17 protein-coding genes are annotated in these 15,117 nt (G+C 70.0%); 6 read left to right on the forward strand and 11 right to left on the reverse strand.

The window, feature by feature from the left end; all coding sequences use genetic code 11:
* Positions 1-6: 6 nt before the first annotated feature.
* The gene (locus AB8M46_RS01670) at positions 7-906 is read right to left on the reverse strand and encodes a S8 family peptidase (RefSeq protein WP_125736895.1); all 900 of its coding nucleotides are present in this window, start codon (positions 904-906) and stop codon (positions 7-9) included.
* 69 nt (positions 907-975) lie between these two features.
* A complete protein-coding gene (locus tag AB8M46_RS01675) occupies positions 976-2,136 on the reverse strand; it encodes an erythromycin esterase family protein (protein ID WP_394359349.1) in 1,161 nt (386 codons plus the stop codon).
* Between the two features lie 31 nt (positions 2,137-2,167).
* Here AB8M46_RS01675 and AB8M46_RS01680 point away from each other — a divergent pair, with 31 nt between their 5' ends.
* Positions 2,168-2,785, forward strand: coding sequence for a TetR/AcrR family transcriptional regulator (locus AB8M46_RS01680; RefSeq protein ID WP_394359350.1), 618 nt, complete (start codon positions 2,168-2,170; stop codon positions 2,783-2,785).
* Between the two features lie 130 nt (positions 2,786-2,915).
* The gene (locus tag AB8M46_RS01685; protein ID WP_037342095.1) at positions 2,916-3,323 is read left to right on the forward strand and encodes a hypothetical protein; all 408 of its coding nucleotides are present in this window, start codon (positions 2,916-2,918) and stop codon (positions 3,321-3,323) included.
* Here AB8M46_RS01685 and AB8M46_RS01690 read toward each other — a convergent pair.
* The 5 genes from AB8M46_RS01690 to AB8M46_RS01710 form a co-directional block, all read right to left on the reverse strand.
* Positions 3,313-3,816, reverse strand: coding sequence for a GNAT family N-acetyltransferase (locus AB8M46_RS01690; RefSeq protein ID WP_394359351.1), 504 nt, complete (start codon positions 3,814-3,816; stop codon positions 3,313-3,315). The genes AB8M46_RS01685 and AB8M46_RS01690 overlap by 11 nt on opposite strands.
* A 2-nt stretch (positions 3,817-3,818) precedes the next feature.
* Positions 3,819-5,882 (reverse strand): caspase domain-containing protein, encoded by a 2,064-nt coding sequence (locus AB8M46_RS01695; protein ID WP_394359352.1) that lies wholly within the window; start codon positions 5,880-5,882, stop codon positions 3,819-3,821.
* On the reverse strand, positions 5,879-6,259 hold the full coding sequence (locus AB8M46_RS01700; protein WP_052120821.1) for a hypothetical protein: 381 nt from the start codon (positions 6,257-6,259) through the stop codon (positions 5,879-5,881). The genes AB8M46_RS01695 and AB8M46_RS01700 overlap by 4 nt, the downstream gene beginning before the upstream one ends.
* Positions 6,260-6,342: 83 nt before the next feature.
* A complete protein-coding gene (recG, locus tag AB8M46_RS01705) occupies positions 6,343-8,496 on the reverse strand; it encodes an ATP-dependent DNA helicase RecG (RefSeq protein ID WP_037342091.1) in 2,154 nt (717 codons plus the stop codon).
* Between the two features lie 4 nt (positions 8,497-8,500).
* Positions 8,501-10,084: a DAK2 domain-containing protein gene (locus AB8M46_RS01710; protein ID WP_394359353.1), complete on the reverse strand. Its 1,584-nt coding sequence runs from the start codon at positions 10,082-10,084 to the stop codon at positions 8,501-8,503.
* 133 nt (positions 10,085-10,217) lie between these two features.
* Between AB8M46_RS01710 and rpmB the strand changes: the two genes are divergently transcribed.
* Positions 10,218-10,409: a 50S ribosomal protein L28 gene (gene rpmB, locus AB8M46_RS01715; RefSeq protein ID WP_007031450.1), complete on the forward strand. Its 192-nt coding sequence runs from the start codon at positions 10,218-10,220 to the stop codon at positions 10,407-10,409.
* Between the two features lie 323 nt (positions 10,410-10,732).
* On the opposite strand, the gene AB8M46_RS01720 is transcribed toward rpmB, so the two are convergent.
* The 3 genes from AB8M46_RS01720 to AB8M46_RS01730 are packed head-to-tail and all read right to left on the reverse strand — an operon-like array spanning position 10,733 to position 12,431.
* On the reverse strand, positions 10,733-11,410 hold the full coding sequence (locus AB8M46_RS01720) for a uracil-DNA glycosylase (RefSeq protein ID WP_037342088.1): 678 nt from the start codon (positions 11,408-11,410) through the stop codon (positions 10,733-10,735).
* An 11-nt stretch (positions 11,411-11,421) separates the two neighbouring features.
* Complete coding sequence (locus AB8M46_RS01725; protein ID WP_360097701.1) at positions 11,422-11,952, reverse strand: gamma carbonic anhydrase family protein; 531 nt, start codon at positions 11,950-11,952, stop codon at positions 11,422-11,424.
* 8 nt (positions 11,953-11,960) lie between these two features.
* Complete coding sequence (locus tag AB8M46_RS01730; RefSeq protein ID WP_394359354.1) at positions 11,961-12,431, reverse strand: GNAT family N-acetyltransferase; 471 nt, start codon at positions 12,429-12,431, stop codon at positions 11,961-11,963.
* A 57-nt stretch (positions 12,432-12,488) separates the two neighbouring features.
* Here AB8M46_RS01730 and AB8M46_RS01735 point away from each other — a divergent pair, with 57 nt between their 5' ends.
* Entirely contained in the window at positions 12,489-13,235 is a 747-nt protein-coding gene (locus tag AB8M46_RS01735) for a GNAT family N-acetyltransferase (RefSeq protein ID WP_394359355.1), read from the forward strand.
* Here the strand turns inward: AB8M46_RS01735 and AB8M46_RS01740 are convergent.
* Complete coding sequence (locus tag AB8M46_RS01740; RefSeq protein WP_037342083.1) at positions 13,232-14,188, reverse strand: thiamine-phosphate kinase; 957 nt, start codon at positions 14,186-14,188, stop codon at positions 13,232-13,234. The two genes, AB8M46_RS01735 and AB8M46_RS01740, sit on opposite strands and share 4 nt — an antisense overlap.
* A 133-nt stretch (positions 14,189-14,321) precedes the next feature.
* Here AB8M46_RS01740 and AB8M46_RS01745 point away from each other — a divergent pair, with 133 nt between their 5' ends.
* Together AB8M46_RS01745 and AB8M46_RS01750 are read left to right on the forward strand one after the other, a co-directional pair.
* Positions 14,322-14,555, forward strand: coding sequence for an Lrp/AsnC family transcriptional regulator (locus AB8M46_RS01745; RefSeq protein ID WP_007031456.1), 234 nt, complete (start codon positions 14,322-14,324; stop codon positions 14,553-14,555).
* 19 nt (positions 14,556-14,574) lie between these two features.
* Positions 14,575-15,117, forward strand: a complete 543-nt coding sequence (locus AB8M46_RS01750; RefSeq protein ID WP_394359356.1) for a DUF3515 domain-containing protein — start codon at positions 14,575-14,577, stop codon at positions 15,115-15,117.

Here is a 15,117-nt window from a genome sequence, read left to right on the forward strand (position 1 = left end):
TGGACATCATCCCTGGCTGAGTTGCGCTCCGGGACTCTGCAGCAACCTGTTCGCGGTGCCCTCGTGGACGCCGGTCAGCACATCGACGGAAGCGAGGTCGACGAGGGCTTTCGCGACGTCCGGCGCCGAGGCGTCCGGGTGCAGGGCCCGGTACAGCGCGGCCACCCCGGCGACGTGCGCGGCGGCCGACGACGTGCCGCTGAGCACCCGGCCACCGCTTCCACCCGCGTTGGGTCCCGGCACGTCGACGCCGGGTGCGAACAGGTCGACGACCTCGCCGTAGTTCGACGTCGACCCGACCTGGTCACTGGCGTCGGTCGATCCGACGGTGAGCGCCTCGGTGACCCGGCCGGGTGAGAACTTCCCCGCGTCGGTGGCCTCGCCGCCCGCCGGGAGGGCGACCGGGACGACGGCCGCGAGCGCCCGGACGGCCGCGTCGAGCTGGTCGTTGGCCGCACCGCCGATACCGAGGACGGCGACGGCGGGCTGCTGTGCGTTCTGTGTCACCCAGTCGATACCCGCGATGATCTTGTCCGTCGCGCCGCCGCCCTGCGCGTCGATCACCCGGACCGGGACGATCTGCGCGGCCTTCGCGACGCCGAAGGTCCTCGACGCGGCGACACCGGCCAGGTACGTGCCGTGACCGTTGGTGTCGGAGGTGTCCGTGCCGCCGTTCAGGAAGTCCTTACCGGGTTTGACGCGGCCCCCGAAGTCCGGATGCGCCGCGTCGACCCCGCTGTCGATCACGTAGACCGTGACGTCCTTGGCGTCGGTCTCGTAGTGGTAGAGCTGATCGAGGCCCGTTCGCTGGTCGATCCGGTCCAGCCCCCAGTTCGGCGGGTTCTGCTGGACTTCCGTCGCGGAAGCGGGCTGCGCCACCAGCACCAGGAGCGCCAGCGCGGCCATGATCCGTACCAGTCGAATGATCATGCCTTGGCTCTACGCCTGTACCTGTGGGGCGGCAACCCCGGAGCGTCACCCGTTCGACTGGTCTTGGCCGATATGGGCGCTGACCGTCGATTTCGGGAAGCAGACCAGCGCGTCGAACGCCTCCACGACGTCGACGGGGTTGAACAGGTGCGCGTGCCGGATGCTCTGGGGTCCAGCGGTTCCCCGCCGTGCGCGGAGATCCATCAACCCAGGGCCTTCGGCTTCGACGCTGCCGTCCACCGGTGCTTCGAGGTTTTGGCGGTACACGGTGAACCCGAGCCGTGCTTCAGGATCGGGCTTGAGCCCGGTGGTCTCACCCTCGACCGCGGTGAGCCCGAGCGCGAAGTAGTCGTCGCCGAATTCGGCGGCCAGATGCGTCCCCGCCGACGGCGAGGTGAGGCCGGGGAACGGCGAGAACGGCACGCGCTGGAGGTGTCCGTTGTGGAGCATCACGACGATCTTCGTGTCGTCACCGTGAAGCCGCCGGATCAGCCGGACGGTGTCGGCCATGTACGCGTCGCGCGAACCGCTCTGCAAGGCGGGCGCGGCGCCGGACATCATCGCGGCGACCTCGGCGAGGTACGCGTCGACGCGCAACGCGCCTTCGACGTGGTGCTCCGCGACGGCGGTGTCCCCGTAAACGGGACGCAGCGAGGTGAGGTGGGTCTTGAGCCGCGTGAGCGCCACGGTCGCCTTGTCCTTGGCCTCGGCGTCCAGGGCGGCGTACTTGGCGGGCGCGTCCGCGCTGCTGACCGACGCGTACCCCTTGGTCGCTTCGATCGCCGCGTCGACGAGGCCCGTGGCGTTCTCATCCACAGTGGACAGATAGGCGCGGACGGCGTCGAGCGACGGTACCGGCGAGCCCGCGGAACTCGGTACGTCGAGGCCGTAGTACCGGACGTCGCCCCGTTCGCGGAGCCACGTCAGCATTTCGTGCGCCTCGGGGGACTCACCGAGCGAGAATGTGAAGCCGTCGCGACCGATGTCGGCGACGTCCCCGGGCGCGCCCTTCAGCCAGTCTTCGACGAGCTGTCCTTCGGCGAATCCGGATTCGAACGCCAAGACCCGGAAGCCGTGCTGCTCGACGAGGAGGCGGAGCAAACGATTGCGCAGGTCCCCGAACTCGCGGACGTGGTGGTTGTTCTCACCGATGGCGACGATCTTGGCGTCCCCGACGAGTTCGGCGATCTTCGCTGGGTCTGACATACTGGCCACACTAACGCAACAGGAGTAGCAATTGGCAACCTCCGGTACCCAGCGGCCCGGCGGCCGGACCGAGCGCACGCGCCAAGCCGTCCTGCACGCCACCCTCGATCTGCTGGCCGAACGCGGGTTCGGCGAACTGACCGTGGACGCGGTCGCCGAGCGGTCCGGCGTGCACAAGACCACGGTGTACCGGCGCTGGTCCTCACCGGACGGTCTCGTCGCCGCCGCGCTGCAGATGGGTGCGGAGGACGACTGGAAAGCCCCCGACACGGGGTCGCTCGAGAACGATCTGTACGAACTCGCGGCCGAGGTGGTGCGGTATTTCACCGAGCCCGCGCTGAAGGAACTGCCGACGGCGTCGGTGCTGGCGGCGTTCCAGTCGCCGCAAGCGGCCGAGGCACTGCACGACTTCTACGCCGACCGGCACGTGCGTATGGCGCCGATCGCGGAACGGGCCGTCGCGCGGGGCGAGATCCCGCCAGGCACGGATGGCGACGAACTGGTGCGGGCGGTGTGCGGGCCGATGTTCTACCGGCTCTTCCTGTCGCGGGAAAGTGTCACGCTGGCGGACGCTCGGGTCACCGCAAGGGCCGTGGCCGCCGCTGCCGCCTCCGGCGCCTTCGTCCCCCTCCCGCATTCAGAGGACTAAATGCGGTAGTTCGGGGTACCAACCACCCGCGTTTAGTCCTCTGAATGCGGAAGGGTTGGTCAGTTTTACCGTCAGCGCCGGGAACCTTCCGGGCCAGACTGGTATCTCCGTGCCACGAGAGGGGACCGTCATGACCGAGGAAGTCCGGAAGCCGACGCGGGAGATGCCGCGCCAACTCAAGATCGTCCGCGTTTTCCTTTGGGTGCAAGCGGTCCTCAACGTCCTCGTCAGCGTGCTCGTGACCGCGCTCGCGATCAACGAACTCGACCACGGCAACGAGGAAGCCGGCCTCGCCCTGGCGCTGGCGATCCTCGGTTTCGTCGTCGCCGTCGTGCTGATCGCTTGCGCGATAAGGATTTCCCACGGTTCGCCCTGGGTGCGGCCGACGGTCATCGCCGTGGAAGGGCTCTCCGTCGTCATGGGACTGATCAGCCTGGTCAACGGCGGGGCGATCACCCAGCTGATCGGTATGGGCATCGCCGTCGGCATCATCGTCACCCTCAACAAACCCGAAGAGACCGCCTGGTTCAAGCGCTGACGAGATCGATCCGGTAGCGCACTTCGGAAAGCGGGACATCCTCGCCGGGCATGGTGTCGGTCTTCGTCGCCCCGTCCGGCGCCCACCCCCCGGCCGAGTAGAAACGCTGGGCGCGTTCGTTGGTTTCGAGCACCCAGAGCGTCGCCTCGCGGTGCCCCGAATCCCGCAGCGCGGCGACCGCGGTGTCGAGCAGCAGCCTGCCCAGTCCGGTGCCCCAGCGCGCCGGTTCGAGGTAGATCGCGCGCAGTTCCCCGCGGATCCGGTCGACGGCGGTGAAGCCGAGCAGCGATCCGTCTTCGACCAGGACCAGGATGTCGCCCCAGTTGGCGGGATCGGCGAGCGTCCGCTGCCAGCGGGCCGCCCGTCCCTCCACGGACAGATCGCGAAGATAGAGCTCGGGCAGCAGGCCCTGGTACGCCGACTGCCACGACCGCACGTTCACCTCTGCGATGGGCCAGGCGTCCTCGACGGTCGCGAGGCGGATCGTGGCCATCGTCAGCCGTTCGCTTTACGGGCGGCGAAACCGGTCACGGCGGCCAGCGCGAGCACCGCCCCCAGCGCGATCCACCAGCCCGCGCCGGTGACGCTCGAACTGCTCGGCATCGCGTAGGAAAGCACGCACACCATGACGATGCCGCCTCCGGCCACCCCACCGAGGAAGGCGATCCCGAAGGCCGCCGGCCGCAGCAGCACACCGAGCAACGTCCCGATCAGAAGCACCACCGAGACCACGAGGTAGATCGCGGCCTCGTCGGCCCGGCTCGACGAGTAGTCGAGCAGTTCGACGGCCTCCGCCACCAGCCCGGCCGTACCGGCGGCCCCCGCCACGAGGGCCGCGACGGCGAGTCCGTCCCTCGGCTTCCCCAGCCCGAGGCGGAAACTCCGGTCACGCCGCACCGCGATCAGCGCGCAGACGGCGCCCGCGACCAGGCAGCCATCAGTGAGGACCAGCAGTACCGGCCCGGACGGGATCGCCGACAGCAGCGCGAGCCCGCACAGTGCGCCCGGCCCCGTCATCCGGCGGGTGTTCGGCAGGAGCATCAGAATCCCCACCGCGGTCGCGAAGGCGACGAGCGGTAAGACCGTCCAGCCGCCGTCTTCGAAGAAGTCCTCCATGCTGTGGCTGAGCGCGAAACTGATCGGCACCAGGTACACCGCGGCGACGAACGCGAGCAGACCGGCGGCGATGGCGAACGGCTCGGACTTCGGCGCCGCTTCGACCGGCCGCACGGGTTCCACGACCGCCGCTTCCGGGATCTCCACGGGCGGGGCGGGCTCCGGAGCCGGTTCGGGCCGCGACGGCGGCACCGGCGCGGGTTCCGCGACCACCTGGCCCTCGACCCGCACCACGACCTCGCCGGTCGGTCCGGTCACCGTGATCCGCCCGTCGAACGCCCCGAGTTCCGAAAGCTCCAGGGAGATCTCGGCGCCGTCGGCGTCCTCGGTCACCCGCAGCCAGGAATGCGACGAAGCGAAGTGGCACGCCCGCGCGATCGGCGGCCCGGCCAGCCGGACGCGCGCCACCGGCCGCGTTCCCCGGACGACCTCGCCGAACCGGACCACGTCGGACTCTGCCCGCACCCGTGCTTCCGCCCGCGCCAGTTCGGCGGCCTCGGCGATATGCCGGATGTCGGTCTGCGCCATCGTCGTGAGGACCTCGTGCGCACCGATGGCGACCGACAGGTTCTCGCTCGTCAGCCGTCGCTGGAGTTCGGTCACCGCGCCGAGGCGGGTGAACATGTTGGGATCCTCGCTCGCCGCGCGCAGATCGGCCGGGACCGGCGACGGTTTGATCCGGCGGCGCCTGCTCCTGGCCAGGTACAGCTCGCCCTGCATCTCGATGTCACGACTGGGTGTCTGATTCGGATTCCGTTCCCGGACGCTGTCGAACAGGTAGTCGTAGAGCTCGCTGAGCGCGATCCAGCCGTCCTCGTCGCGGTCCGCGTCGCCCGTCCGCAACCCGTCGACCAGTGCCGAGGTGAACACCGACGGCCGCGCGTGGTCGTCGGCGAGCTGATCACCCTCGAAGGCGTATTCGATGGAGTTCGACGCCGTGATCACCGCGCGGCCGCGGCCGCCGAAACCCCCGCCGGGGAACGCGTCGAGCACGTTGGCCTCGCCGGTGGCGCGCACGGCGACCCCCTGGCTGAAAGCGCCGCCGTAACAGCAGTCCAGCAGGAGGACGATGCTGCGCGACCGGCTCATCCGCATACAGCGCTGGACGAAGTCGGCGGGGACGGCGGTCGACGCGAGCCGCTCCGGCCGGGTGTTGCGGGCGGCGAAGAACAGCTCGCCCGATTCGCTTTTCAAGCCGTGGCAAGAGAAATGCACCAGCAGGACGTCGTCCGGCGCGCTGTCGGCGAACAGATCCTCGACCCGGCCCGCGATCACGTGCGCGGTCTCGTCGCGTACCACCTGGACGTCGAACTCGCTGACGGCACGGTCCGCGAGGACCTCGGCGAGCGCCTCGGCGTCGGCGGCCGGGGACCGCAGCGCGCTCAGCCCGGGGTTGTCGTACTCCCCGTTGGCGATGATCAGGGCCCGCCGTTCGCCGGTCATGACGACGAATGCCTGCGCACGAAGAGATCGACGAGTTTGTCCTGATCGGTGAGCGTCGCTTCGGACAGCTCCAGCACGTCGCCGTCGATCTCCAGCCGGACCGTGCGTTTCACCCGTCCGCCGCGCGAAAGCCATTCCCGCACGGCTGTCACCACCGAGCGCAGGCCGTCGGCGGACTTCCCGAGCGTGACGAGCAGGCCGCCCGCGGTCGCCACGTCGAAGCCCCGCGAACCTGGTGGCGCCTCGCCGGCGGGCAACGCCTTGACGTCGGAGACGCCGCGATCGATCAGTTCGCCTCGGAGGTACCCGGCGAGCCGCTCGACCCGTTCCGCGTCGGCCCCCTCCTCACCGAGCTGGACCCGCACCGCTGCTGTCATCCCGGCCTCCCTCGCCCGTACGGATCGAGGAAAACCCCTCTGCCCGTCCGGCGGCAAGGTCCGATCGGGCAGAGATGTTCACGTCAGCTTTTTTCCAGGTACTCCACGCGATCTTCGTCGACGACGTCCGCGATCATGTGCGCCAGCCCCAAGTAATTCCCCAAGGCCGGGTCCTTTTCGACGATTTCCGACGCGCGGGCCCTCGCCTCGGCGATGACCTCCTCGTCCTGCAGCAACGACAGCAGCTTCAGCGTCGACTTCTTCCCCGACTGCGCGGCGCCGAGGATGTCGCCCTCGCGGCGCAGTTCCAAGTCCATTCTGGACAGTTCGAAACCGTCCGTCGTGGACTCGACGGCGGCGAGCCGCTCGCGGGTGGTCGTCCCGTCCAGGGTTTCGGTGACCAGCAGGCACAGCCCCGGCACGCTGCCCCGGCCGACCCGGCCGCGCAACTGGTGCAGCTGGCTGATGCCGAAGCGGTCGGCGTCCATGATCACCATCGCCGTCGCGTTCGGCACGTTCACGCCGACCTCGATCACGGTGGTCGCGACGAGCACGTCCAGGTCACCTTTGGCGAACGCCTGCATCACGGCGTCCTTGTCGTCGGCGGGCATCCGGCCGTGCAGGGCGCCGATCTTCAGCCCCTTCAACGGTCCTTCGGCCAGCTCGGGCGCCACGTCGAGGACGGCGAGCGCGGGCCGCTTGTCCCCCTTGTCCGAAGCCGGTTCGTCCCCGATACGCGGGCAGACGATGTACGCCTGGTGCCCCTTGCCGCATTCCTCGCGGACCCGCTGCCACGCCCGGTCCAGCCAGGCGGGCCGCTCCGCGACCGGCACCACCGAGGTCTTGATCGGCGACCGGCCGGCGGGCATCACGCGCAGCGCGGACGTCTCCAGGTCGCCGTAGACGGTCATCGCGACCGTGCGCGGGATGGGTGTCGCGGTCATGACGAGGACGTGCGGGCTGGTCTCGTCGGAACCGCGGGAACGCAGCGCGTCCCGCTGCTCCACGCCGAAGCGGTGCTGTTCGTCGACCACGACCAGGCCGAGATCCGCGAAGGACACGGTGTCCTGGATGAGCGCGTGCGTGCCGACGACGATCCCGGCCTCGCCGCTGACCGTCTCCAGCAACGCCTTCTTGCGTTCCTTGGCGCCCATCGAACCGGTCAGCAGGGTCACCCGCGTCGCGTTCTCCGCGCCGCCGAGTTCGCCCGCCTGCCCGAGGTCGCCCAGCATCTCGCGCAGCGACCGCGCGTGCTGCGCGGCGAGGACCTCCGTCGGCGCGAGCATCGCCGCCTGCCGTCCGGAATCGACGACCTGCAGCATGGCGCGCAGCGCGACCACCGTCTTGCCGGAACCGACCTCGCCCTGCAGCAGCCGGTTCATCGGATGCTCGGTGGACAGATCGCGGGCGATCTCTTCACCGATCTCCTGCTGGCCCGACGTCAGCGCGAAAGGGAGCCGCTTGTCGAAGGCGTCGAGGATGCCGCCTTCGGTGTGCGGGCAGGCTTTCGCGGGCCGCGAGACCAGGGAATGCCGTCGCTGCGCGAAAATCAGCTGCACCGCCATGGCTTCGTCCCATTTGAGCCGCCGGCGTGCGGAGTTCAGCGCGTCCCAGCCAGACGGACGGTGGATACCGCGCAGCGCGCTTTCCAGGCTGGGCAGGCCGTACTGGGCGAGCAGCTCGATCGGCATCGGGTCCTCGTCGACCTCCAGCACGTCCAGCACCTGCCGGACGGCCTTGGCGATCACCCAGGTCGGGATCCCCTGCGCCGCCGGGTACACCGGGATGATCTCGGCGAGGAAGTCGTCCATCGCTTCGGCCTGCCGGTCGGCGTCGAACAGTTCGTATTCGGGGTTCGCCAGCTGGAGGACGTCGCGGAAGGCGGTGACCTTGCCCGCGAACAGCCCGTTCTTGCCGGGCACGAGCTCCTTCTCACGCCAGGCCTGGTTGAAGAAGGTGCACTGCAGGCGGCGTTTGCCGTCGGTGATCACCATTTCGAGCAAGGTGCCGCTGCGCGCCTTCATCCGGCGCTTGTTGACCCGCTCGATCCGCGCCATCACGGTGGCGTGCTCGCCGAGTTCGAGACCGGCGATGTCGGTGAGCTGCCCGCGCTCGGCGTAGCGGCGTGGGTAATGGCGCAGGAGGTCGCTGACCGTCTCGATCTTGAGGCCCTTGGCCAGCGCCTTCGCCGTCGCCGCGCCCACGACCAGTTTGAGGTCCGCGCGCAGGTTGGTCATGCGGTCACTCCACCCCCATCAGCAGCACGGCGTCGGACTGACCGCCGGCGTAACTCGTCAATTCGACCTCGGGATGCTCCAGGCGAAGCTGGTCGGCCAGCTCACCGGGCAGCCGGACCGGCGCGTCCACGCCGGTCAGCACGGTGACCAGCTCGCCGCCGAGGGCCAGCATCCGGTTCAGCACGCCGACCGCCGCCGCGACCAGGCTCGTCTCCGAGGCGGGCGCGGGCTCGATCAGCACGACCTCGCCGTCGACGAGGCCGACGACGTCACCGGCCTGCGCCCGGCCCACCCAGGTTAGCGACTCCTCCTGCGCGATCCGCAGTTCGCCACGCCTGGTCGCGGCCGCCGCTTCGGCCATCGCGACCACGTCGTCGTTGGTGCGGCGGTCCTTGTCGTGGACGGCCAGCGCGGCGAGCACCTGGACGGGTGAAACGCATGGGATGACGACGACGTCGCGATCCGCCGCCATCGCGTGCCCGGCCGCCGCGTCGGCCGCCGCGGTCAGCCGCTGACCGCCGGGAAGGACGGTGACGTGGTGCCCGGCGGCCTCGTTGATCAGGCCCAGCATCTCCTCGACCGTCGGCTCGCTGCCCTGCGGGACCGCCAGCACCGCGACCCCCTCCGCGCGGAGGAGCTCGGCCAGCTGCCCACCGTGGACCACGGCGACCACGGACCGGTCGATCCCCCCGCCGACCTCGACCGGGGTGGGCGTGATCAGCGGCTCGACCCGGACGCGGCGGGGGCGGCCGAGCTCGATCCCGGCCTCCAGCGCCGCGCCGATGTCCGCGCAGTGGACATGGACGGCGTACGCGCCCGCGCCGTCCCCGGCGACCGTGACGCTGTCGCCGAGGCCGCTGAGGGTCTTGCGAAGCCCGGGAAGGCTGCCTTCGTCGACGCCGTCGAGCAGGTACATGACCTCCCACGCGGTCGGCGCGTCGATCGTGTGATGGTGATGCGCTTCGAGCGGGTGCTCCGGCTCGGTGACGCCGCCGGAGATCACGCCGGAGAGGGCGTCGAGGACCGCGACCAGGCCGCGGGCACCCGCGTCGACCACCCCGGCCACCGCCAGGACGGGCAGCTGCTTCGGGGTCTCTTCGAGCGCTTCGGCGGCGACGCGCGCGGCCTCCGCGGCCACCTCTTCGAGTGAGCCCGTCGCGTCGCGGACGGCCGCGGCGACGGTGTGGAGGACGGTCAGGATGGTCCCGGCCACCGGACGGCTCACCGCGCCCGTGGCGGCCCGGTCCGCGCAGCCGAGCGCCTCCGCGAGCCCGGGCCCGTCGAGCTCCCTCGCGGCCGCCGACTCGGCGATCCCGCGCACGACCTGCGACATGATCACGCCGGAGTTGCCCTTGGCCGCCGCGACCGCGCCCTTGGCGAACGCCGCCAGCGCCTCGGCGGTCGTCGCGGGCTCGGCCCCCGCCAGCGCGTCGCGGGCCGCGGTCATGGTGAACAGCAGGTTGGAGCCGGTGTCGGAGTCGGCGACCGGGTAGACGTTGATGCCGTCGATCGCCGGCCGCAGCACGGCCAAGCTGTGCACACAGGCCGCGGACCAAGCCGAGACCGCCGCCACGTCCAGCACCCGCACCCCGTAACCTCCTACCTGTTCCAGCGAGGGTATCGACCCGGTGCCGGAGGGCTCTGAGCCACTGGTTACTATGGTCGAGTTGCCCAGCATGCTGGGCGCATCATTCTTTGTCCCAGATCCAGAGGAGTTCGACGTGGCTGCCGTGTGCGACGTCTGTGGCAAGGGACCGGGCTTTGGCAAGTCGGTCTCGCACTCCCACCGGCGTACCAACCGCCGGTGGAACCCGAACATCCAGACCGTTCACGCCAAGATCGGTCTGTCCCAGCGCAAGCGCCTGAACGCCTGCACCTCGTGCATCAAGGCGGGCAAGGTCGTTCGCGGCTGAGCCGGGTTTTTGGGGAATGGCGGGTGCTCTTCGGAGCACCCGCCATTTTTTGTGCTCTGGTGGCGGTCGGGTGGCGTTGGTCGTGAGTGGCGATTCGGCTTAGAACCCGAATCGCCACTCACGACCACGGTGACCGAGCCGCAGCCCGCACCGTCCGTGAAGGCCTCCTTCCCTACCCTGAAGGTAGTGAAGGAGGCCTTCACGGACCGCGGCGAAACCTCAGGAGTCACAGCGGTCACTGCTGTCACACAAGTGCCTCAATGCGCGTGAAGGCCTCCTTCCCTCGGCTCAGCCGAGGGAAGGAGGCCTTCACGCGCAAAAGCTCAGGGGAGCTTCCACTCCACCGGGCCGGCGCCCTGATCGGCCAGCAGCTGATTCGCCCGGCTGAACGGCCGCGAGCCGAAGAAGCCGGCATGCGCCGAGAGCGGGCTCGGGTGCGCCGATTCGATGCACGGCACCTTCCCCAGCATCGGCTTCAGATTCCGCGCGTTGCGGCCCCACAGGATCGCGACCATCGGCTCGTCCCGCGCCGCGAGGGCCTTGATGGCCTGTTCGGTGACCGCTTCCCAGCCCTTGCCCTGGTGCGAGTTCGACTTGCCCGGCTGCACGGTCAGCGACCTGTTGAGCAGCAGGACTCCCTGGTCGGCCCACGGCGTCAGGTCGCCGTTCGACGGAAGCGGGTACCCGAGGTCTTCGCAGTACTCCTTGTAGATGTTGATCAGGCTCTTCGGGATCGGCCGGACGTCCGGCGCCACCGAGAAGCTCAGCCCGACCGCGTGCCCGGGCGTCGGATACGGGTCCTGCCCGACGATCAGCACCCGCACGTCGTGGAACGGCTGCTGGAACGCCCGCAGCACGTGTTCACCCGCCGGGAGATAGGTCCGGCCCGCGGCGATCTCCGCGCGGAGGAATTCCCCCATCGCGGCGACCTGCGGCGCCACCGGTTCGAGGGCCTGCGCCCAGCCTGCTTCGACGATGTCCTGCAGCGGTCGTGCGGTCACGGCGTGCGAGCTTACTCACGTCCGTCGAGCCGCCGGAGTTCGACCCGGAACCGGGCAGCCCGCTCGACATACCCGTCCACCACGAGCTTGATCATGTCCGGCCCGAACGACGTGTTCGGCCGCGTCTTCGCCGGGACGCCGAGCGCGATCTGCCCACTGTCCACATAGGACCCGTAGGAGAGAACTGCGCCCGCGCCGACCATCCCGCCGTCCTCGACGACGGTTCCGTTCAGCACCACCGATCCCGAAGCGATCAGGCAGCCTTCGCCGATCCGCGCGCCCTCGATGTGCACGGAATGCCCGACGGCGGAGGACTTCCCGATGATCGTCGGCTCCTTGCGGGTGCAGTGCAGGACGCAGCCGTCCTGGACGTTGGACCGCTCGCCGATCTCGATGTACCCGTGGTCGCCTCGCAGCACCGTCTGCGGCCACACCGACGCGAACGCCGCGATCCGGACGTCGCCGATCACCGTCGCGTCGGGATGGACGTAGGCGTCCGGGTGGATCGAGGGTTCGAGGTCGCCCAGTGCGTAGATCGGCATCCGTCCTCCTATACCAGCGACTTGCCGTAACAGATGCTTTCCGGCTCGTCCTTGTAGTACCCGAAACCCGGGATCTCCCGGTAACCGGCCGACTCGTACAGCGCGATGGCTTCCGGCTGCTTGTCCCCGGTCTCCAGCACCATGCGCAGCCGCCCGGCCTCGGCGGCCGTCCGCTCCAGGTCGGCGAGCAGCGCCCGCGCGAGGCCACGGCCGCGCGCCGAGGCCATCACGAACATCCGCTTGATCTCGGCGTCGCCGGGCCGCAGCGGGTCCGGACCGTCGTGCGCCCGCCAGGCACCGCACGCGACCGGGACGTCGTCGAGGTAGGCGGCCAGGAACAGTCCCTTCGGCGCGGCGAACTGCGCCGCGTCCATGGGCGTCTCGTCTTCGCTGCCGTACCGGGCGGCCAGCTCGAGCTGGGCTTCGGCCAACAGTTTCACCGCGTCGGGGTGGTCGTAGGCCAGCACACGAAGGTCCATGAGCGCGAGATTAGCGATCCGCCCTCCCGGCGGGGAAGCGAGCGCTAGGTTCTGCTCATGTCGATCGAAGCAGGCCTCGCCGAGGCGCAACTCCGCCAGGCCCGCAACTCCGCCGCCTTCTGGGCGGCCACCGGCCGCTCCCGCGGTCACGAAGTGATCCGCCGCAACGGTTTTCTCGCCGTCGCCGGTGACGAGCGCGCGGGATTGCGTGTCCTGATCCAGGAACCCGGCCTCACCGACGCCGAGGTGGCGGAGATCACGGAGCTCGCCAGGCGGGCGAAGGGCCCGGTGGACGCCGAGGATCCCTTCAGCGTCACCGATCTGAGCCACCTCGGGGATATGCGCAGCTGGCGGATGCCCGTCATGCTGCGCCCGCCCTCCCCGGTCGCCGAACCCTCGATGGAGGTGGCCCGGGTCGACGGGGAGGAAGACCTGCGAGCCGCCGAACGCGCGGTCATCGCGGGTTTCGAACTCGACCGGTTCGAGCCCTACCGCGCGGGAGAGCTGTTCCCCATGACCCTGCTCGACGAGCGGGGGGTCGACGTGTTCGTCGCGCGGCTCGACGGCGAGGTCGCCGGGGCGTGCGTCACCGTCGTCGAGGACGGCTTCGGCAGCCATTACTGGGTCGCCACGCCGCCGGCGTTCCGCTCCCGCGGCGTCGGGCGAGCCGTGATGCTCGGTTCCCTCGTCCCCTTGGCGGAAAGGCCGGTGACCCTCACCGCGTCCAAAGCGGGCAGGCCGCTGTACGAATCCCTCGGCTTCACCGTCGCCGGCGAGTCGACCTGGTGGGCTTCACGCTCCTAACGCCAGTGCTGCCAGCCGCTGTCGTGGCCGTACCGTTTCCCGTCCACCGTGACCCCCGAATCCGGCATGGTGACGACGCCGATCTCGGTCCAGCCCTCCGGCAGTTCGGCGAACGAGGGGAAGGTGGCCGCGAACGCGTGGTCCTCGCCGCCGGTGAGCACCCATTTCAGTGGGTCGGCGCCGAGCGCGGTGCCGACCTCGGTCAGCCTGCTCGACACGTCGAGATCCGCCGTCCGCACGTCGATCCCCACGCCGGACGCCTCGGCGATGTGGCCGAGGTCGGACAGGAGCCCGTCGGACACGTCGATCATCGAGGTCGCGCCGCCGTCGGCCGCGCGGATGCCCGCCTCGTAATCCGGTTCGGGGCAGCGCTGCGCGTTGACCACGCTGACCGGTGACCGGAAACCCCGGCCGAGCACGGCGAGACCGGCGGCCGCCCAGCCGAGCCGTCCGCAGACCGCGACGACGTCGCCGGGACGCGCACCGGACCGCGTCACCGGCTCCCGGCCGCCGAGGTCGCCCAGGGCGGTGACGCTGATCACGATCTGGTCGGCGCGCACCATGTCGCCGCCGACGATCCCGATGCCGGCGCGATCGGCTTCGAGCCACATGCCCTGGGTGAGTTCGGTGACGAGTGCCGTCGGGGTGTCCGACGGGCAGGCGAATCCCATGAGGACGGACGTCGGGCGGGCGCCCATCGCGGCGATGTCGGTGAGGTTCACCGCGACCGCCTTGCGCCCCACCTGTTCGGCACTGGACCAGTCGAGCCGGAAGTGGACGCCCTGCACGAGGACGTCGGTGGACGCCACCGTCCGGCCGTCCGGGCTGGCCACGACGGCCGCGTCGTCCCCCGGCCCGAGCAGGGTCGACTCCGGCTGTTTCCGGCCTGCCGTCACCGCTTCGATCAACCGGAATTCACCGGTCCCGGCGACCGTGCCGTCGTTCGGTGACACCCGTCACCTCCACTTTCCCTTGTCCGGACAAATATCGATCACCGATAGTCGGAAGCCCTAGGTTTTTCCCGGGGCTGGCGATACGTTGCTACAACGTTCCTACCTTGAGCCGACTTTTACGAAGGGGCGCGCCGTGGTCCACGCATACATCCTCATCCAGACCGAGGTCGGCAAAGCCGCCGCGGTCGCCGCGGAGATCTCCACCATCCCCGGTGTCACCAGTTCGGAGGATGTCACCGGCCCGTACGACGTCATCGTCAAGGCCGCCGCCGACACCGTCGACCAGCTCGGCCAGCTCGTGGTCGCCAAGGTGCAGAACGTGGAGGGCATCACGCGTACGCTGACCTGCCCGGTGGTGCATCTGTAAGAGGTGGTGTAGTGGTCCGGTGGCTGACACGGACACCGGCGCTCCCCCGAAACCCCTGCTGATCGCGGCCGCCTGCCTGGCGATCCTGCTCGTCGCGGGCGTGGCCGTCTTCGGGCTGACCCGCGGCGCGGACTCCGACGCCCCGGCGGCGGATGGTCCGCTCCCGCTCGTCCCGGTCCCGGCGCCGCAGTCGGGGTCACCCGAATGCGCGAAACTCATCGGCGCGCTCCCCCACGAGCTCACGTCGTCCGGCACCACGCTGGTCCGGCGGACGCTGGCCGATCCGGCCCCCGAGGCGACGATCGGCTGGGGCACCGGCGATCCGGTGGTCCTGCGGTGCGGTCTCGGCAAGCCGCCGGAGCTGACCCGGACCTCGCAGCTGCGGACGATCAACACCGTCCAGTGGCTGCAGGTCGAGGGTGAGGGCACCGCGACGTGGTTCGTGGTGGATCGTCCCGTCTACACAGCGCTCACTGTGCCGAACACCGCGGGGACGGGGCCGCTCCAGACCGTTTCGGACGTCATCGCCGCCAACCTCCCCGCGGTGCCGCTGCGGTTCTGA

The organism is Amycolatopsis sp. SB7-3, from assembly GCF_041021335.1.
Classification (GTDB): domain Bacteria; phylum Actinomycetota; class Actinomycetes; order Mycobacteriales; family Pseudonocardiaceae; genus Amycolatopsis; species Amycolatopsis japonica.